Raw genomic sequence first — 18,646 nt, forward strand, 5'->3', positions numbered from 1 at the left:
TGCAGGGGAGTGGTAACGCAGTGACACAACAACAACGGTCGTTCGACGATATCGTCGCGCGCGAACAAGGGTTGCGCCACGCGCTGACGTCGGGGCAGATGGCGATGATCGCGATCGGCGGCGCGATCGGCACGGGGCTGTTCCTCGGCAGCGGGTTCGCGATCGGGCTCGCCGGCCCGAGCGTGCTGGTTTCCTATGCGATCGGCGCGCTGATCGCGCTGCTGCTGATGGGCGCACTCGCGGAAATGACCGTCGCGCATCCGACGGCCGGCTCGTTCGGCGCGTATGCCGAGCATTACGTCGGCCCGCTCGCGGGCTTCCTGGTGCGCTATGCGTACTGGTTCGCGGTCGTGTTCGCGATCGGCACCGAGATCAGCGCGATCGCCGTGTTCATGAAGTACTGGTTCCCGGCCGTGCCCGGCTGGTACTGGGTGATCGGCTTCTCCGCGCTGCTGATCGCGGTGAACCTCGCGAGCGTCACGCTGTACGGGACGGTCGAATACGCGTTCTCGTTGCTGAAGATCGCGGCGATCGTCGTGTTCATCGTGCTCGGCGCGTTTCTCGTGTGGTCGGCGCCGGCCGCATCGGGCATTGGTTTCGCGAACTACACCGCGCATGGCGGCTTCATGCCGAAGGGGCCTTGGGGTACCTGGGTCGCGGTGATCGTCGCGATTTTCAGCTACATGAGCATCGAAGCGGTCGCGATCGCGGCCGGCGAGGCGCGCGATCCGCAGCACGCGGTCACGCGCGCCTTCCGCTCGACCGTGTTCCGGCTCGTGCTGTTCTACCTGCTGACGCTGTCGCTGATGCTGGCGATCGTGCCGTGGACGCAGGCCGGCACCGACGAAAGCCCGTTCGTGAAGGTGATGGCCGCGACGCACGTGCCGTATGCGGCGGGCGTGATCAACTTCGTGCTGCTGATCGCGGCGCTGTCGGCGATGAACAGCCAGCTCTACGTGACGACGCGGATGATGTTCAGCCTGTCGCGCGCGCGCCTCGCGCCGGCGGTATTCGGCCGACTGGGCGCGAACGGCGTGCCGCGCGCCGCGCTATGGATTTCGACGAGCGGCGTCGCGGTGGCGGCCGTGCTGGTTGCGCTCGCGCCCGACACCGCGTTCACGGTGATGATGGCGATCGCGATGTTCGGCGCGCTGTTCACGTGGCTGATGATCTTCGTCACGCACCTGCGCTTCCGTTCGAAGTATCGGGGCCCTACGCTCGCGTTCCGGATGTGGGGGCACCCGTTCGGCAGCCTGCTCGGCGCGGCGCTCGTCGCGGCGATCCTGCTGACGACCGCTTTCACGCGCGAATTCCGGATGACGATGGTGGTCGGCGTCGTGTTCGTCGTGCTGCTGACGCTCGCCTACGCGCTGCATTACCGGCACCGGCACGCGCGCTGATCGTGCGGCCCCGTTTTTCGTGCTGCGTGGCTCAGTGGCGGCCGGTGCTGCCGAAGCCGCCTTCGCCGCGATCGCTCTCGGTGAATTCGTCGACGATGTTGAACTGCGCTTGCACGACCGGCACGATCACGAGCTGCGCGAGCCGTTCGAACGGGTTCAGCACGAATTCGGTCTGGCCGCGGTTCCACGTCGAGACCATCAACTGGCCCTGGTAGTCGGAATCGATCAGGCCGACGAGGTTGCCGAGCACGATCCCGTGCTTGTGGCCGAGGCCCGAGCGCGGCAGGATCAGCGCCGCATAGCCGGGATCGGCGAGGTGGATCGCGAGGCCCGTCGGCACGAGCGTGGTTTCGCCCGGCTTCAGCGTGACCGGGGCGTCGAGGCACGCGCGCAGGTCGAGGCCGGCGCTGCCGGTGGTCGCGTAGGCGGGCAGGTAGTCGCGCATGCGCGCGTCGAGAATCTTCAGGTCGAGTTTCATGCGGTCGTCGAATCGGTCGGGAAGGGCGCGGCGGCCAGTGCCGCCGCGCGGGATCAGATCAGGCGGTTGTCGGGCAGGCGCTTCGCGATTTCCGCGACGAGCGCATGCGCGAGTTCGTCCTTGGGCGCGCGCGGCAGGCGCGTGAGGCCGGCGGCCTCGAACAGCACCACTTCGTTGTCGTCGCGCCCGAACGTCAGCGGGCCGAGGTTGCCGACGAGCAGTGGCACGTTCTTGCGTTTGCGCTTCTCGTCGCCGTGCACGTCGAGGTCGCCGCTTTCGGCCGCGAAGCCGACGCAGAACGGCGGATCGGGCAGCGCGGCGACCGACGCGAGGATGTCGGGGTTCTCGACGAACGCGAGCGCCGGCATCTTGCGGTCGGCCGTCTTCTTCATCTTGTGCTCGGCCGGCTGGTCGACGCGCCAGTCGGCGACCGCCGCCACCGCGATGAAGATGTCGGCATCGGCGACCGCCTGCATCACCGCGTCGTACATTTGCTGCGCGGTCTGCACGTCCTGGCGGGTCACGCCCCACGGCGTGTCGAGCGCGACCGGCCCGGCGACGAGATGCACGTCGGCGCCCGCCTGCTGCGCGGCGCGCGCGAGCGCGAAGCCCATCTTGCCGCTGGAGCGGTTCGTCAGGCCGCGGACCGGGTCGAGCGGCTCGAACGTCGGCCCGGCCGTGATCAGCACGCGCCGGTGCGCGAGCACCTTCGGCGCGAAGTGCGCGACGATCGCTTCATAGATCGCCTCGGGTTCGAGCATGCGGCCGTCGCCGACTTCGCCGCATGCCTGCGCGCCCGAGTCCGGGCCGAGCACCGATACGCCGTCCGCGCGCAGTTGCGCGGCGTTGCGTTGCGTGGCCGGGTTCTGCCACATCTGGCGATTCATCGCGGGCACGACGAGCAGCGGGCAGTCGCGTGCGACGCACAGCGTCGACAGCAGGTCGTCGGCGAACCCGTGCGCGAGCTTCGCGAGGAAATCCGTCGACGCGGGCGCGATCACGATCGCGTCGGCTTCGCGCGACAGGTCGATGTGCGCCATGTTGTTGTCGATGCGCGCGTCCCACTGGCTCGTGTAGACGGGCCGCCCCGACAGCGCCTGCATCGTGACGGGCGTGATGAACTGGGTGGCGGCGTCGGTCATCGCGACCTGCACGGTCGCGCCGGCCTTCACGAGCAGCCGCGTGAGCTCGGCGATCTTGTAGCAGGCGATGCCGCCCGTCAGGCCGAGAACGAGGTGTTTTCCTGCGAGTTCTGCGTGTGCCAACTCAGGCCTCCTGGGGTCAAACGGAACGGCCGGCGCGAAGCCGGCCGTCGACACGGAGTATGCGCGCTCAGCGCGCGCCGCGCACGCGCCGCAGCTCGTCGTAGATCAGCAGCACCGCGCCGATCGTGATCGCGGAATCGGCGAGGTTGAACGCCGGGAAGTGCCACGCGCCGAGGTGGAAATCGAGGAAGTCGATCACGTGACCGTAGACGAGCCGGTCGACCACGTTGCCGAGCGCTCCACCGAGGATCAGCGCGAGCGACAGGCTGAACAGGCGTTGCTGGCCGTGACGGCGCAGCAGGAAGCAGATCACGAGCGTCGCACCGATGCCGAGCGCGGTGAACGCCCAGCGCTGCCAGCCGCTCGCGGCCGACAGGAAGCCGAACGCGGCGCCGCGGTTGTACACCAGCACGAGATTGAAGAACGACGTCAGCGCATGCTGCGCGCCGTACGCGAACGTTTTCAGGATCGCGATCTTCGACAACTGGTCGAACAGGATCACGATCAGCGAAATGCCGAGCCAGGGCGCGAGCGCGCCGCTGGCCGGTTTCGACAGGGTCTTCGCCATATTTATGCAGCGCTCCGGATTTCGCCGTTTTCAAACAGGTTCGAGAAGCAGCGGCCGCACAGCGTCGGATGATCGGCGTGCGCGCCGACATCTTCGCGGTAGTGCCAGCAGCGTTCGCACTTCTGGTACTTCGACGCGGCCACGTCGACGCTTTCCTGCGCGTCGTCGTCGACCTTGACGACCGTCGCGGCCGACGTGATCAGCACGAACTTCAGATCGTCGCCGAGGCTCGTCAGCGCGTCGTAGCGCGCGCCGCTCGCATGCACGGCCACTTCGGCCTGCAGCGACGAACCGATGCGGTTCGCGGTGCGCGCTTCCTCGAGCGCCTTCGTCACGTTGCCGCGCACGTCGCGCAGCAGCGCCCACTTCTCGATCAGCGCGGCCGCGCCGGCGACTTCCGGATACGCATAGTAGGTCTCCGTGAAGATCGTGTCGCTCGCCGGCTGGAACACCTTCCACGCTTCTTCCGCCGTGAACGACAGGAACGGCGCGAGCACGCGCAGCAGGCCTTGCGTCAGGTGGTACAGCGCCGTTTGCGCGGAGCGGCGCGCGCGCGAATCGGCGGCGCTCGTGTACAGGCGATCCTTCAGCACGTCGAGGTAGAAGCCGCCGAGATCCTCCGAGCAGTACGTCTGCAGCTTCGCGACGACCGGGTGGAACTCGTACTTCTCGTAGTGGCCGAGCAGTTCCGTCTGCAGTTGCTGCGAGAACGCGACCGCGTAGCGGTCGATTTCGAGCCATTCGTCGACCGGCACCGCGTGCTGCGCGAAGTCGAAATCCGACAGGTTCGCGAGCAGGAAGCGCAGCGTGTTGCGGATGCGGCGATAGCCTTCCGTCACGCGCTTCAGGATTTCCTCGGAGATCGCGAGCTCGCCCGAGTAGTCGGTCGACGCGATCCACAGGCGGATGATTTCCGCGCCGAGGCGGTTCGCGACTTCATGCGGGTCGATGCCGTTGCCGAGCGACTTGCTCATCTTGCGGCCTTCGCCGTCGACCGTGAAGCCGTGCGTGAGCAGGCCCTTGTACGGCGCGCGGCCGTCGAGCATCGATGCCGTGAGCAGCGACGAGTGGAACCAGCCGCGGTGCTGGTCGGAGCCTTCGAGGTACAGGTCGGCCTGGAACTGCAGCTGATCCTTGTGCGAGCCGCGCAGCACGTGCCAGTGCGTCGTGCCCGAGTCGAACCACACGTCGAGCGTGTCGCGGTTCTTTTCGTACAGGTTCGCGTCGTCGCCGATCAGCTCGCGCGGGTCGAGCGATTGCCATGCCTCGATGCCCGACTGCTCGACGCGCTTCGCGACTTCCTCGAGCAGCTCGAGCGTGCGCGGGTGCAGCTCGCCGGTTTCCTTGTGCACGAAGAACGCCATCGGCACGCCCCACTGGCGTTGGCGCGACAGCGTCCAGTCGGGACGGTTCGCGATCATGCTGAACAGGCGCTGCTTGCCCCACGACGGGTAGAACGCGGTCGCGTCGACGCCTTCGAGCGCCGTCTCGCGCAGCGTCTTGCCGCCGTCGCGCGGCGCCACGTCCATGCCGGCGAACCATTGCGACGTCGCGCGGTAGATGATCGGCGTCTTGTGGCGCCAGCAGTGCATGTAGCTGTGCGTGTACTTCTCGCTGCGCAGCAGCGAGCCGGCCGCGTTCAGCGCGTCGACGATCTTCGGGTTCGCGTCCCAGATCGACAGGCCGCCGAACAGCGGCAGCGACTCGATGTAGCGGCCGTCGCCCATCACCGGGTTGATGATGTCGGAATCGGTCATCCCGTGCGCCTTGCACGACTGGAAGTCCTCGATGCCGTACGCGGGCGACGAGTGCACGACGCCCGTACCCGTATCGGTCGTCACGTAGTCGCCGAGGTAGACGGGCGCGGTGCGCTGGTAGCCGGGGTGGGCCGACGCGAGCGGGTGGTGGAAGCGCAGGTTCGCGAGCTTCACGCCGGGCGCGGTCGCGACGACGCGGCCGGTCAGCTTGAAGTCGGTCATGCAGGCTTCGACGCGCTCCTGCGCGATGATCAGCAGCCCGCGCTCGGTGTCGACCAGCGCGTAGACGATTTCCGGGTGGAGGTTCAGCGCCTGGTTGGCGGGAATCGTCCACGGCGTGGTGGTCCAGATCACGATGCCGCCTTCGGCGCGCGGCAGCGCCGGCAGGCCGAACGCGTGCGCGGTCTTTTCCGGCTCCGCGAACGCGAACATCACGTCGATCGTCGGGTCGGTGCGGTCCTTGTACTCGACCTCCGCTTCCGCGAGCGCCGAGCCGCAGTCGAAGCACCAGTTCACCGGCTTCAGCCCGCGATACACGTAGCCCTTCTCGATGATCTTGCCGAGCGCGCGGATCTCTTCCGCCTCGTTCACGAAGTTCATCGTCTTGTACGGGTTGGCCCAGTCGCCGAGCACGCCCAGGCGCTTGAAGCCGACCTTCTGCTTCTCGATCTGCTCGGTCGCGTACGCGCGCGCCTTGCTCATCACTTCGGCCGCCGGCAGCGACTTGCCGAACTGCTTCTCGATCTGGATTTCGATCGGCATGCCGTGGCAATCCCAGCCCGGCACGTACGGCGCGTCGAAGCCGGCCATGTTGCGCGACTTGACGACGATGTCCTTCAGGATCTTGTTGACCGCGTGGCCGAGGTGGATGTCGCCGTTCGCATACGGCGGGCCGTCGTGCAGGATGAACTTCGGCCGGCCCTTGCTGGCCGCGCGGATCTTGTCGTAGATGCCGCGCTCTTCCCACTCCTTGACCCACTGCGGCTCGCGCTTGGGCAGGTCGCCGCGCATCGGGAACGGCGTGTCGAGCAGGTTGACCGGATACTTGGCCTGCGGTTTCGAATCGGCTTTCTTGTTGCTCATGATGGGATCGCTATCTAAATCGGGGGACGCTCGGGCGTCGTGAATCGGGTAGGCGCGCGAGCAGGCGCGCGAGGGTGCGGCGCCAGGGCGCCGCCGTCCGGATCAGCTAATTCGGTCGGTGGCCGACGTCGCGAAGCCCGTCGCCCGGCTGCCCGGCGCACGGTCGCGCTCGACGAAGTACGCGCGCGCGTTCGCGACGTCCAGCGCGATCGCGCGCGACAGCGCCTCGAGATCGTCGAACTTCGCCTCGTCGCGCAGCTTCTTCAGGAATTCGACACGGACCAGCTTGCCGTACGCGTCGCCGTGCCAGTCGAGCAGGTGCACTTCGAGCAGCACGCGGCCCGAATCGTCGACGGTCGGACGCAGCCCCAGGCTCGCGACGCCCGGCAGCGGCTCGGGGCCGAGGCCGTGCACCTGCACGACGAAGATGCCCGCGAGCGCCGGCCGCTTGTGCGCGATCGGCAGGTTCAGCGTCGGGAAGCCGAGATCGCGGCCGAGCTTCAGCCCGTGCGCGACGTGGCCGCTGATCGCATAGCCGTGGCCGAGCGCCTGCGCGGCCGCGTCGAGATCGCCCGCGGCGAGCGACGCGCGCACGCCGGAGCTGGAAATGCGCGTGCCGTCGCTGCCGGCCACCGTGCCCATCTGCTCGACCTCGAAGCCGTGCTGCTCGCCGGCCGCCTTCAGCGTGTCGAAGGTGCCCGCGCGCTTCGCGCCGTAGCAGAAATCGTCGCCGACCATCATCCAGCGCGTGTGCAGCCCGTTCACCAGCGTGCGCTCGACGAACGCCTGCGGCGACTGGCTCGCGAACGTGTGGTTGAAGTGCTCGACGACGACGCGGTCGACACCGTGCTCGCGCAGCGCCTCGAGCTTGTCGCGCAGCATCGCGATGCGCGGCGGCGCGCCGGCCGGATTGAAGAATTCGCGCGGGTGCGGCTCGAACGTCATCACGCACACGGGCAGGCCGCGCGCGTCCGCCGCCGCGCGCACGCGCGCGAGCAGGGCCTGGTGGCCGCGATGGACACCGTCGAAATTGCCGATCGTCAGCGCGCACGGGGCGCGGCTCTCGGCGTTGGGCAGGCCGCGGAAGACTTTCACGATAGCGGATGCAGCGTCGGGGAATGAGCGGTGGAATGCCGCAAAGCAGAAGATTATAAACGTTCGGGCGGGCCGACGGCCGAGAAGGCGGGAAACGCGAGGGCGAATGGTAAAATTCGCGGATGAAAAAACTCGTGATCCTGATTTCCGGTCGCGGCAGCAACATGGAGGCCATCGTCCGCGCGTGCGCGCAGGAACGCTGGCCGGCCGAGATTGCCGCCGTGATCGCCAACCGGCCCGATGCGGCCGGACTGGCTTTTGCCGCGTCGCACGGGGCGGCGACGGCGGTGGTCGACCACCGGTCGTTCGACGGCCGCGACAGCTTCGACGCGGCGCTCGCCGCCGAGATCGACCGTTTCTCGCCCGATCTCGTCGTCCTCGCCGGCTTCATGCGCATCCTGACGCCCGCATTCGTCAGACGATACGAAGGCCGGCTGCTCAACATCCATCCGTCGCTGCTGCCGAGCTTCAAGGGCATCCACACGCACCAGCAGGCGCTCGACGCCGGCGTCGCGCTGCATGGCGCGAGCGTGCATTTCGTCATTCCGGAGCTCGACAGCGGCGCGATCGTCGCGCAGGGCGCGGTGCCCGTGCGCGCCGGCGACGACGCGGCCGCGCTCGCGCGGCGTGTGCTGGCGGTCGAGCATGTGCTGTATCCGCGTGCGGTGCGCTGGTTCGTCGAGGGGCAGCTGCGCCTCGAGAACGGCCGCGCAGTGGTGGCGCCCGACGAGGCGCGCTGGATTTTCGCGGATCAACCGCATACCGAAACGAGTGAGGGCGTATGAAGCTGCACGGATTCCTGATCGGCCAGACCGAGACTTTGCTGGCCGAGGTGCTGAAATTCGCCGGCCCCGCCGACGCGACGACGAGCCGGTTCTTCCGTGCGCACCCGAAGCTCGGGCACGCGGAGCGCGGCGTGATCGCCGAGGCCGTGTTCGCGGTGCTGCGCCGGAAGATGGAGTTTTCGCATCTGGCCGAGAGCGGCACCGGCACGCCCGCGCGGCGCCTCACGCTGCTGGGCCTGATGCAGACGGTCGGTCGCAATGCGCTGAAGCCGTTCCTGTCCGACACCGAGTCGGCATGGCTCGAACACGTGTCGAAGATCGATCCGGCGAGCCTGCCGGTGCGCATTCGCACGAACCTGCCCGACTGGATTCACCAGGCGCTGTCGGCCCGTTTCGACGCCGAGGAGCTTGCGCAGCTCGCCGCCGCGCTGAACTACCCGGCGCCGCTCGACCTGCGTGCCAACGCGCAGAAGGCGAGCCGCGACCAGGTGATCGACGCGCTGCGCGCGAGCGGCATCGATGCGGGCGCGACGCCGTTCGCGCCGTTCGGCGTGCGCGTGGTCGGCAAGCCGGCGCTGACGCGCCTGAAGCTGTTCGAGGAAGGCGCGATCGAGGTGCAGGACGAAGGCAGCCAGCTGCTGTGCTCGCTGGTCGCGCCGCGGCGCGGCGAAATGGTCGTCGATTTCTGCGCGGGCGCGGGCGGCAAGACGCTCGCGCTCGGCGCGATGATGCGCTCGACGGGGCGCCTCTATGCGTTCGACGTGTCGGAGAAGCGCCTCGCGAAGCTGAAGCCGCGCCTCGCGCGCAGCGGGCTGTCGAACGTGAACCCGGTGCTGATCGACAGCGAGCACGACGCGAAGATCAAGCGGCTCGCCGGCAAGATCGACCGCGTGCTGGTCGACGCGCCGTGCAGCGGCCTCGGCACGCTGCGCCGTAATCCCGACCTGAAGTGGCGCCAGACGCGCACCGCGATCGACGAGCTGACGCCGAAGCAGGCGTCGATCCTCGCGAGCGCCGCGCGCCTCGTGAAGAAGGGCGGCCGGCTCGTCTACGCGACCTGCAGCGTGCTCGATGCCGAGAACGAGCGCATCGTCGAACAGTTCCTCGCCGATCATCCCGAGTTCGTGCTGGTGCCGGCGCAGAAGGTGCTGGCCGACCAGCGCGTCGAACTCGAGACGGGCGACTACCTGTCGCTGTGGCCGCACCGTCACGCGACGGACGGCTTCTTCGCCGCGGTGCTCGAACGCCGCGCCGCGCAGTAACGGCTGGCCGGACGGACGATGGAGAGTCTGCAGAGCCGCCTGCTGTCGCGCCGGCTGGCATCGGTGATTCGCGATTTCCACCAGCCGGTGATGATCTGGCAGGCGGCGATTCTCGTCGGTGCGCTGTGTCTCGCGTGGGTGGCCGCGCGCTTCGTGCACGCTCGGATCGATGCACGGCGCCGGGCGGCCGGACGCGCGCCGGGCGCGGGCGCGCAAAGCCTGAAGCGTGCGTTGTTTCCGTTGTTCGGCGGCGTGTTCGTCGGCGGCGCGCAGTTCGCGTTCGAGCCGTTCATGTCGACGTCGCTGCTGTCGCTCGCGCTCGTGCCGCTGTTCGGCATCGGGCTGATCTACGTGCTGTTCTTCTTCGCGCGGCGCGTGTTCGCGCGCGACGGCCACACGCACGCGTGGCTGTCGGTCGTCGAGAAGATCGTGTCGACCGTCGTGTGGGCCGCGATGGTGATGACCGTGCTCGGCATCCAGCGCGACGTGCTCGGCTGGCTCGACAGCGTGCAGTTCCGGGTCGCGACCGCGCACCTCACGCTGCTGTCGGTGATCTCCGGCGCGCTGTGGGTGTGCGTGACGCTGATGGTCGCGATGTGGCTCGGCTCGGTGCTCGAGGATCGCCTGTCGCGCGCGAGCACGCTCGACGCGAACCTGAAGGTCGTGCTGTCGCGGGTCGGCCGCGCGCTGCTCGTGTTCGCGGCGATCCTGATCGGGTTGTCGCTCGTCGGTATCGACGTGACGGTCCTCGGCGTGTTCGGCGGCGCGGTGGGCGTCGGCCTCGGGTTCGGGCTGCAGAAGATCGCGAGCAACTACGTGTCGGGCTTCATCATCCTGCTCGACCGCTCGCTGCGGCTCGGCGATGCGATCAGCGTCGGCGGGCTGCAGGGCGTCGTCACGCAGATCCGCACGCGCTACACGGTCGTGCGCGGCCTCGACGGCAACGAGACGCTGATCCCGAACGAGAAGCTGATCACCGACGTCGTGCAGAACCAGTCGTCTTACCTGACGCGCGGCTACGCGAAGGTCGCGGTGCAGGTCGCCTACACGAGCGACGTCGAGCAGGCACTCGCATTGCTTGCCGAAGCCGCGAAGGACGTGCCGCGCGTGCTGGCCGAGCCGGCGCCGACGCCGTACCTCGCAAGTTTCGGCGCGGACGGGATCGACCTGGAGCTGGGTTTCTGGATCGAGGATGCGGCGAAAGGCACGTCGGGCGTGCGCTCGAGCGTGAACCGCAACATCTGGCGGCTGTTCGGCGAGCACGGGATTTCCATTCCGTTTCCGCAGCGCGAAGTGCGCGTGGTCGGGCTGCCGGACGGCTTTCCCGCGGCGGCCGCGGCGGCCGGGCGCGATCCGGCTGCCGCCAGCGGTGCGCTGGACGCGCGCGCGCCGGCGGCATAGCGCTCGCGGCCGGTCAATCGTACCGATTTCGCGGTCGAAACCGGATCGCGGGCCTTTCCCAGTCCGCCCATGGACCGCGCGGATTGCGTGAGGGCAAGAAAATGTTCATTTTTTACAAAGACTTGGAACGGTTGAAGTAAAATTCTGGTCTACACGCGGTATGCTTTCATTCTTCTGACGCCAGCGGGCGTCGCTCTCATCACAGGTAACTGCCTTGTTGAATTCCCTGCTCGATTTTCTTTCCCACGGGCTCCTGCATTTTTCGTGGTGGCAGGTCGCGTTGTTCGCGCTCGCCGTCACGCACGTCACGATCATCGGCGTGACGGTCTACCTGCACCGCTGCCAGGCGCACCGCGCGCTGGAGCTGCATCCGATCGCGAGCCATTTCTTCCGCCTGTGGCTGTGGATGACCACCGGCATGCTGACCGGCCAGTGGGCCGCGATTCACCGCAAGCATCACGCGAAGTGCGAGACCGAGGAAGATCCGCACAGCCCGCAGACGCGCGGCATCTGGAAGGTGTTCCTCGAGGGCGCCGAGCTGTATCGCGCGGAAGCGAAGAACGAAGAGACGATGCGCAAGTTCAGCCACGGCACGCCGAACGACTGGATCGAACGCAACGTCTACTCGAAGTACCCGATTCTCGGCGTGAGCCTGATGATGGTCATCGACGTCGCGCTGTTCGGCGTGCTCGGCCTGACCGTGTGGGCCGTGCAGATGGTGTGGATTCCGTTCTGGGCGGCGGGCGTCGTCAACGGCTTCGGTCACTTCTGGGGCTATCGCAACTTCAACTCGGCCGACGCGAGCACGAACCTGTTCCCGTGGGGCATCGTGATCGGCGGCGAGGAACTGCACAACAACCACCATACGTTCGCGACGTCGGCGAAGCTGTCGAACAAGTGGTACGAGTTCGACATCGGCTGGATGTACATCCGCATCATGTCGGCATTCGGTCTCGCGAAGGTGAAGAAGGTCGCGCCCACGCCGCGTCTGAACAAGCCGAAGACGGTGCTCGACCAGGAAACGCTGCAGGCCGTGCTGTCGAACCGCTACGAAGTGATGGCGCGCTACGGCAAGGCCGTCAAGCGTGCCTACCGCCAGGAGCTCGCGCACCTGAAGGAACTCGGTTCGAGCGAGAAGTACCAGCTGATGCGCAGCGCGCGCAAGTGGTTCCACAAGGACGCCGACGGCCTCGACGAGCCGCAGAAGAAGCTGCTGCCGGAAATCTTCGCGAACAGCCAGAAGCTGCATACGTACTTCCAACTGCGCCAGGATCTCGCCGCGATCTGGGACCGTTCGACCGCGTCGCGCGAACAGCTTCTCGCGCAATTACAGGATTGGTGCCATCGCGCAGAACAAAGCGGCATCAAGGCGCTGCAGGAATTCGCGACGCGCCTGCGCCGCTACGCCTGATTCGAAATCGATTAGAATCTCAGGACGTCACAAACCCCGCGTTGGCGGGGTTTTTTCATTTGGGCGGCTGGTTTTTGCAGGATGGCCCAGGCGCCGGAATTGGTGTGAAGTTTGGGCGCCGCGTCAGGGCCGAAAAACCGCTCACGCCGACCGCGTAGCATGGGGCCCAAGTAAGCGCTGAAGCGCCAACTTGGGTCGACCGCGAAGCATGGGACCCAAGTAAGCGCTGAAGCGCTAACTTGGGTCGACAGGAGATATGGAGATGCAATCGACGATCAAATCCGTCGAGTACGACCGGCCGGTGTCGGCAGGCACCGTCTGTAGCGTCGGGCAAGCATGGGCCAAGGTGCCCGATGCGCCGTCCGCCGAGGAGCGCGCTGCGCTGAAGGCGCGCATCAAGGCGTTGCTCGCCCGTGAAAAGGCCGTGCTCGTCGCCCACTACTACGTGGATGCCGAACTGCAGGAACTGGCCGACGAAACGGGCGGCTGCGTGGCGGATTCGCTCGAAATGGCCCGCTTCGGCCGCGATCACGACGCGCAGACGCTGGTCGTCGCCGGCGTGCGCTTCATGGGCGAGACCGCGAAGATCCTGAGCCCGAACAAGCGCATCCTGATGCCCGATCTCGACGCGACCTGTTCGCTCGACCTCGGCTGCCCGGTCGACGAATTCTCGGCATTCTGCGATGCGCATCCGGACCGTACCGTCGTCGTCTACGCGAACACCAGCGCGGCCGTGAAGGCGCGCGCGGACTGGATGGTCACGTCGTCGATCGGCCTCGAGATCGTGGCCGACCTGCACGCGCGCGGCGAAAAGATCATCTGGGCGCCGGACCGCCATCTCGGCAGCTATATCCAGAAGAAAACCGGCGCCGACATGCTGCTGTGGCAGGGCTCGTGCCTCGTCCACGACGAGTTCAAGGGCATCGAGCTCGACCTGCTGCGCGCCGAATATCCGGACGCGAAGGTGCTCGTGCATCCGGAATCGCCGGAAAACGTCGTCGCGCAGGCCGACGTCGTCGGCTCGACCACGCAGCTGATCGACGCGGCCGTCAAGTTCGACGCGAAGCGCTTCATCGTCGCGACCGACCTCGGCATCCTGCACAAGATGCAGCTTGCCGCGCCCGGCAAGACTTTCATCGCCGCGCCGACGGCTGGCAACAGCGCGACCTGCAAGAGTTGCGCGCACTGCCCGTGGATGGCGATGAACGGCCTCGCGAACCTCGCCGACGTGCTCGAGCGCGGTCACAACGAGATCTTCGTCGATCCCGCGATCGGCGAACGCGCGCGCTTGCCGATCGACCGGATGCTCGAATTCGCGGCCGCGCACAAGAAGCGCGTGCAGGCGAGCGGCGACCTGCAGCGCGACCAGCAGCTGTTCGCGAACGTGGGGGCCGCATGAACAACGCCGTCTCCCCGCTGTTCGACGCCGTCCGCGCCCAATACGGGGCGGCATTCGACGAAGCGATCGCGCGCAACGTGGCCGACGCGATCGCCGAGGACGTCGGTGCCGGCGACCAGACCGGGCGGCTCGTGCCGGCCGGCGAGCGCCGCCGCGCGCGGATCATCGTGCGCGAGGAAGCCGTGCTGTGCGGCGTGCCGTGGTTCGAGGCCGTGATCGCGCGGATCGATCCGTCGATCGTCGTGCAATGGCGCTATCGCGAAGGCGACCGGATGATGCCCGATTCGGCCGTATGCGAACTCGAGGGGCCGGCGCGCGCGTTGCTGACGGCCGAGCGCAACGGGCTGAATTTCCTGCAGCTGCTGTCGGGCGTCGCGACGGCGACACGCCGTTACGTCGATCGTGTCGAAGGTACGCGCGCGAAGATCCTCGATACGCGCAAGACGCTGCCGGGGCTGCGGCTCGCGCAGAAGTACGCGGTCCGGGTGGGCGGCGGCGAGAACCAGCGTCTCGCGCTGTACGACGGCATCCTGATCAAGGAGAACCACATCGCGGCGGCAGGCGGCGTCGGTGAAGCCCTCGATGCGGCGTTCGCGCTCGAATCGGGCGTGCCGGTGCAGATCGAAGTCGAGACGCTTGCGCAGCTCGATACGGCACTCGCGCATGGCGCGCAATCGGTGCTGCTCGACAACTTCACGCTGGACATGATGCGCGAAGCGGTACGCGTCGCGGCCGGCAAGGCCGTGCTCGAAGTGTCCGGCGGCGTCAATTTCGATACGGTGCGCACGTTCGCGGAGACGGGCGTCGATCGCATCTCGATCGGCGCGCTGACGAAGGACGTGCGGGCGACGGACTATTCGATGCGGATCGTCGACTGACCGATTCGCGTCCGATCGGACAAAAAGGCCGTTGGCGCGCAAACGCCAACGGCCTTTTTCTTGTGCGGGCGCAGCCGGGAAGGGCGGCGCGCCGCTTAGCGGCGCGAGCGCGGCGTGAGCACGCTCGGCAACGCCTTCGGCAGCGTATGCGGCCAGTCGCGGCTGTAGTGCAGCCCGCGGCTTTCGCGGCGCGAGTACGCGCTCTTCACGATCAGCGTTGCCACGTCGACGAGGTTGCGCAGTTCGAGCAGATCGCGCGTCACGCGGAAGTTCGCGTAGTACTCGTGGATTTCGTCGCGCAGCAGCGACAGCCGGTGCTTCGCGCGTTCGAGACGCTTGTCCGTGCGCACGATGCCGACGTAGTTCCACATCAGGCGGCGCAGTTCGTCCCAGTTGTGCGCCACGACGACTTCCTCGTCCGCGTCCGACACGCGGCTTTCGTCCCAGGCGGGCAGCGCGGCCGGCGTGTCGGCGTCGAAGCCGGCGGCCTCGATCGCCCCGGCTGCCGTGCGGCCGATCACGAGACATTCGAGCAGCGAGTTGCTCGCGAGCCGGTTCGCGCCGTGCAGCCCCGTGTACGACGTTTCGCCGACCGCATACAGGCCGGCGAGATCGGTGCGGCCCGCGAGATCGGTGACGACGCCGCCGCACGTATAGTGCGCGGCCGGCACGACGGGGATCGGCTGTTTCGCGATGTCGATGCCGAATTCGAGGCAGCGCGCATGGATCGTCGGGAAGTGCTCGCGCAGGAATGCTTCCGGCTGATGGCTGATGTCGAGATACACGCAGTCGATCCCGCGCTTCTTGATCTCGAAGTCGATCGCGCGTGCGACGATGTCGCGCGGCGCGAGTTCGGCGCGTGGATCGTGCGAGGGCATGAAGCGCGTACCGTCGGGCAGCTTCAGCAGGCCGCCTTCGCCGCGCACGGCTTCCGAAATCAGGAAAGATTTCGCGTACGGATGGAACAGGCAGGTGGGGTGGAACTGGATGAATTCCATGTTCGACACGCGGCAGCCGGCCCGCCATGCCATCGCGATGCCGTCGCCGGTCGCGGTATCGGGGTTCGTCGTGTACAGGTAGACCTTGCCCGCGCCGCCGGTGGCGAGCACCGTGTGCGGCGCCTCGATCGTGATCGTGCGGTCGTTGTCGACGTCGAGCGCATACAGGCCGTGACAGCGGCGGCCGGGCAGCCCGAGCCGGTCCGACGTGATCAGGTCGATCGCGTGGTGGTTTTCGAGGAACGTGATGTTCGGATGCCGGCGCGCCCGCTCCGACAGTGTCGCGAGCACCGCATGGCCGGTCGCATCGGCTGCATGGATGATCCGGCGGTGGCTGTGACCGCCTTCGCGCGTCAGGTGAAAGCCGAGTTCGGCCGCGTCGTCCTTCGTGAACGGCACGCCTTGCGAGATCAGCCATTCGATCGCTTCGCGGCCGTGCTCGACGATGTAGCGCGTCGCGCCTTCGTCGCACAGGCCGCCACCGGCGACCAGCGTGTCGTCGACGTGGTTCTCGATGCTGTCCGCCGAGTCGAGGACCGCCGCGATGCCGCCCTGCGCGTTATCGCTCGCCCCCTCCATCATCGAACGTTTCGCGATCAGCGCGACACGTCGCGTGCTGGCCAGATTGAGTGCGACCGACAGCCCTGCCAGGCCGCTGCCGACGATCGCCACGTCGAATTTCATGCTGCATCTCCATCGTTACGCTTTTTGATCTTGCGTTCCGTCGGCTGTCGCCGCGGAAAGGGGAGAGCATACCGCGTCGGGGGCCCGCGCGTGCGCGCAAAACAAAAAGCCCCGCATGTGCGGGGCTTTTCGGTCACCGTCAAGCTGGCAGAAACCGGAGATTACTTGATCTTGGTTTCTTTGTATTCCACATGCTTGCGGACGACGGGATCGAACTTCTTGATCGCCATCTTTTCCGGCATGTTGCGCTTGTTCTTCGTGGTCGTGTAGAAGTGACCCGTACCAGCGGTCGACTCGAGCTTGATCTTGTCGCGGGCGCCTTTTGCCATGATTGTGCTCCTTGGGCTTAGGCTTCGCCGCGTGCGCGCAGGTCAGCGAGCACGGAATCGATGCCGTTCTTGTCGATCAGGCGCAGGCCGGCGTTCGAGACGCGCAGACGCACCCAGCGGTTTTCGCTCTCCACCCAGAACCGGCGGTTTTGCAGGTTCGGCAGGAAGCGGCGCTTCGTCTTGTTGTTGGCGTGGGAAACGTTGTTGCCGCTCATCGGCGCTTTCCCAGTTACTTGGCATACGCGTGCCATGAGAGCACTCCTAATACGCTAAATTCGGGGTTCGATCGCCGGTGAAGGTTCCATCGCACCGCCACGTGATCCATGGCTGCACTCAGAACGCCGTAGCCCTTACAGACAAGGCCCTTCGATGGCTAGAACTGGTTGGAAAAAAGACAGACGGCGATTCTAGCAGAAAAAGTTCAGAAAAATCAAACCTAATTTCGCTTCGCCGTTGCGGCGCCCTGGGACGGGCCGCCGCGCCACAGTCTACAGCCAACCGGCCCGCGCGAACGAGAAAGTATCGCTGACGCCGACGACGACGTGATCGAGCAGCCGCACGTCGACGAGCTCGAGCGCGTCTTTCAGCACGCGCGTCAGGCGGCGGTCTTCCGCGCTCGGCTGCACCGCGCCCGACGGATGGTTGTGCGCGACGATCAGCGCCGCGGCGTTCTGTTGCATCGCGCGGCGCACGATCTCGCGCGGATAGACGGCCATCCGCGTGAGCGAGCCGCGCGCGAGTTCCTCCATGTCGATCATGCGGTTGCGGGCGTCCAGATAGACCGCGACGAATACTTCGTGCGGGAGCGTGCCGATCTTCATTCGCAGGCAATCCTCGACGGCGCCGGGCGAATCGATCTGCATGCCGTCCCGTGCCTTCTCCTCCAGCATGCGCCGGGCGATCTCGGTGACCGCGACCAGCCGCGCGGAGCGCGCGGGGCCGATGCCGGGGTGCGCCTCGAAATCGTCGGCGCCCGCTTCGAGCAATCCGCGCAGCGACTTGTACTGCTTGATCAGATCGCGGGCGATGACGAATACGTCGTGACCGGGCTTGCCGGTGCCGAGCAGCAGCGCGATCAGTTCGTCGTCGGTCAGCGCGGCCGGCCCGCGCTCCAGCAGCCGCTCGCGCGGCCGCTCCGGCCGCCAGTCGCCCGGGCGGCGCCTGCGCCGGTTGATCGGGATGACGCGGGCGGGCGGATCGGCCGGCGCATCGGCGGTGTCGCGGCATTCGGCCGACGGCAGGATGAGGCGGGGTGACAGCATGGTCTGAACTCCATTGGCGGCGGGCGGCGTGCGCGACGTCGTCGCACTTTCCGCCTTGCACGCTCAGGTGACTTACAATATTGGCTTTGCGCCGGGCCATTCGGCCGTAGCGGGCGCCGACCGAACGAGTAATTCATGAGCCTCATCGATCTATCCGAAGTGAAGCCCGGTTCCCACGTCACGTTGCATTACCGGCTGGCACTGGCCGACGGCGCCGACATCGTCAACACCTTCTCGGACAAGCCGGCCACGCTGTTGCTGGGCGCGGGGCAACTGGCGCCGTCGCTGGAACAGATTCTGCTCGGGCTCAGGGTCGGCGACCACTCGACTTTTCAGCTAGCGCCCGATCAGGGGTTCGGCCCCCGCAATCCCGACATGCTTCAGCGCGTGACGCTGTCGACGCTGCGCGAGAACGGGATGGTCGGCGACGATTTCACGCCGGGCGAACTCATCGAGTTCAACGCACCGGATGGCGGCCGCTACGCGGGGGTGCTGAAGGAAGTCAGCGAGACCTCGGCGCTGTTCGACTTCAATCATCCGCTCGCGGGCCAGGCGCTCACGTTCGAAGTGAAAATCATCGGAATCCTGTAA

The 18,646-nt window shown here is 67.0% G+C and carries 17 protein-coding genes; 8 read left to right on the plus strand and 9 right to left on the minus strand.

All coding sequences use genetic code 11. The features are described 5' to 3' along the window. Positions 1-20 precede the first annotated feature (20 nt). A complete protein-coding gene (locus WS64_RS14780) occupies positions 21-1,400 on the plus strand; it encodes an amino acid permease (RefSeq protein WP_059646649.1) in 1,380 nt (459 codons plus the stop codon). Between the two features lie 31 nt (positions 1,401-1,431). Here the strand turns inward: WS64_RS14780 and dut are convergent, their stop codons facing one another. The 5 genes from dut to WS64_RS14805 form a co-directional block, all read right to left on the minus strand. Beyond that, positions 1,432-1,878 (minus strand): dUTP diphosphatase, encoded by a 447-nt coding sequence (dut, locus tag WS64_RS14785; RefSeq protein ID WP_060966753.1) that lies wholly within the window; start codon positions 1,876-1,878, stop codon positions 1,432-1,434. A gap of 53 nt (positions 1,879-1,931) precedes the next feature. After that, positions 1,932-3,143: a bifunctional phosphopantothenoylcysteine decarboxylase/phosphopantothenate--cysteine ligase CoaBC gene (coaBC, locus tag WS64_RS14790; protein ID WP_059646201.1), complete on the minus strand. Its 1,212-nt coding sequence runs from the start codon at positions 3,141-3,143 to the stop codon at positions 1,932-1,934. Positions 3,144-3,210: 67 nt separating this feature from the next. Further along, positions 3,211-3,711, minus strand: coding sequence for a signal peptidase II (gene lspA / locus WS64_RS14795; protein ID WP_060966754.1), 501 nt, complete (start codon positions 3,709-3,711; stop codon positions 3,211-3,213). Positions 3,712-3,713: 2 nt separating this feature from the next. Next, positions 3,714-6,551, minus strand: a complete 2,838-nt coding sequence (gene ileS, locus WS64_RS14800; protein WP_060966755.1) for an isoleucine--tRNA ligase — start codon at positions 6,549-6,551, stop codon at positions 3,714-3,716. A 102-nt stretch (positions 6,552-6,653) separates the two neighbouring features. Next, on the minus strand, positions 6,654-7,646 hold the full coding sequence (locus WS64_RS14805) for a bifunctional riboflavin kinase/FAD synthetase (RefSeq protein ID WP_060966756.1): 993 nt from the start codon (positions 7,644-7,646) through the stop codon (positions 6,654-6,656). 122 nt (positions 7,647-7,768) lie between these two features. Between WS64_RS14805 and purN the strand changes: the two genes are divergently transcribed. The 6 genes from purN (at position 7,769) to nadC (ending at position 14,782) form a co-directional block, all read left to right on the plus strand. After that, positions 7,769-8,431 carry a phosphoribosylglycinamide formyltransferase gene (purN, locus tag WS64_RS14810; RefSeq protein WP_060966757.1) on the plus strand — a complete coding sequence of 221 codons (663 nt, stop codon included), beginning with the start codon at positions 7,769-7,771 and terminating at the stop codon, positions 8,429-8,431. Further along, on the plus strand, positions 8,428-9,693 hold the full coding sequence (locus tag WS64_RS14815; protein ID WP_060966758.1) for an RsmB/NOP family class I SAM-dependent RNA methyltransferase: 1,266 nt from the start codon (positions 8,428-8,430) through the stop codon (positions 9,691-9,693). Before purN ends, WS64_RS14815 begins: the two co-directional genes overlap by 4 nt. A gap of 18 nt (positions 9,694-9,711) precedes the next feature. Beyond that, positions 9,712-11,094: a mechanosensitive ion channel family protein gene (locus WS64_RS14820; protein ID WP_060966759.1), complete on the plus strand. Its 1,383-nt coding sequence runs from the start codon at positions 9,712-9,714 to the stop codon at positions 11,092-11,094. Positions 11,095-11,308: 214 nt separating this feature from the next. Continuing rightward, positions 11,309-12,505 (plus strand): DesA family fatty acid desaturase, encoded by a 1,197-nt coding sequence (locus WS64_RS14825; RefSeq protein ID WP_059576842.1) that lies wholly within the window; start codon positions 11,309-11,311, stop codon positions 12,503-12,505. Between the two features lie 262 nt (positions 12,506-12,767). Continuing rightward, the gene (nadA, locus tag WS64_RS14830) at positions 12,768-13,904 is read left to right on the plus strand and encodes a quinolinate synthase NadA (protein WP_060966978.1); all 1,137 of its coding nucleotides are present in this window, start codon (positions 12,768-12,770) and stop codon (positions 13,902-13,904) included. Further along, positions 13,901-14,782 (plus strand): carboxylating nicotinate-nucleotide diphosphorylase, encoded by an 882-nt coding sequence (gene nadC, locus WS64_RS14835; RefSeq protein ID WP_060966760.1) that lies wholly within the window; start codon positions 13,901-13,903, stop codon positions 14,780-14,782. Before nadA ends, nadC begins: the two co-directional genes overlap by 4 nt. A 95-nt stretch (positions 14,783-14,877) precedes the next feature. Here nadC and nadB read toward each other — a convergent pair whose 3' ends face one another. The 4 genes from nadB to radC all read right to left on the minus strand — a co-directional run bounded on the left by nadB (position 14,878) and on the right by radC (position 18,055). Continuing rightward, on the minus strand, positions 14,878-16,464 hold the full coding sequence (gene nadB / locus WS64_RS14840) for an L-aspartate oxidase (RefSeq protein WP_060966761.1): 1,587 nt from the start codon (positions 16,462-16,464) through the stop codon (positions 14,878-14,880). A 161-nt stretch (positions 16,465-16,625) separates the two neighbouring features. Continuing rightward, positions 16,626-16,793: a 50S ribosomal protein L33 gene (gene rpmG / locus WS64_RS14845; protein ID WP_006478046.1), complete on the minus strand. Its 168-nt coding sequence runs from the start codon at positions 16,791-16,793 to the stop codon at positions 16,626-16,628. Positions 16,794-16,810: 17 nt separating this feature from the next. Continuing rightward, entirely contained in the window at positions 16,811-17,044 is a 234-nt protein-coding gene (gene rpmB / locus WS64_RS14850; protein WP_004186391.1) for a 50S ribosomal protein L28, read from the minus strand. Positions 17,045-17,281: 237 nt separating this feature from the next. Further along, positions 17,282-18,055 (minus strand): RadC family protein, encoded by a 774-nt coding sequence (gene radC / locus WS64_RS14855; RefSeq protein WP_060966762.1) that lies wholly within the window; start codon positions 18,053-18,055, stop codon positions 17,282-17,284. 135 nt (positions 18,056-18,190) lie between these two features. Between radC and WS64_RS14860 the strand changes: the two genes are divergently transcribed. Continuing rightward, positions 18,191-18,646, plus strand: a complete 456-nt coding sequence (locus tag WS64_RS14860) for an FKBP-type peptidyl-prolyl cis-trans isomerase (protein ID WP_006488950.1) — start codon at positions 18,191-18,193, stop codon at positions 18,644-18,646.

It is taken from the genome of Burkholderia anthina, from assembly GCF_001547525.1.
GTDB classification, from domain to species: domain Bacteria; phylum Pseudomonadota; class Gammaproteobacteria; order Burkholderiales; family Burkholderiaceae; genus Burkholderia; species Burkholderia semiarida.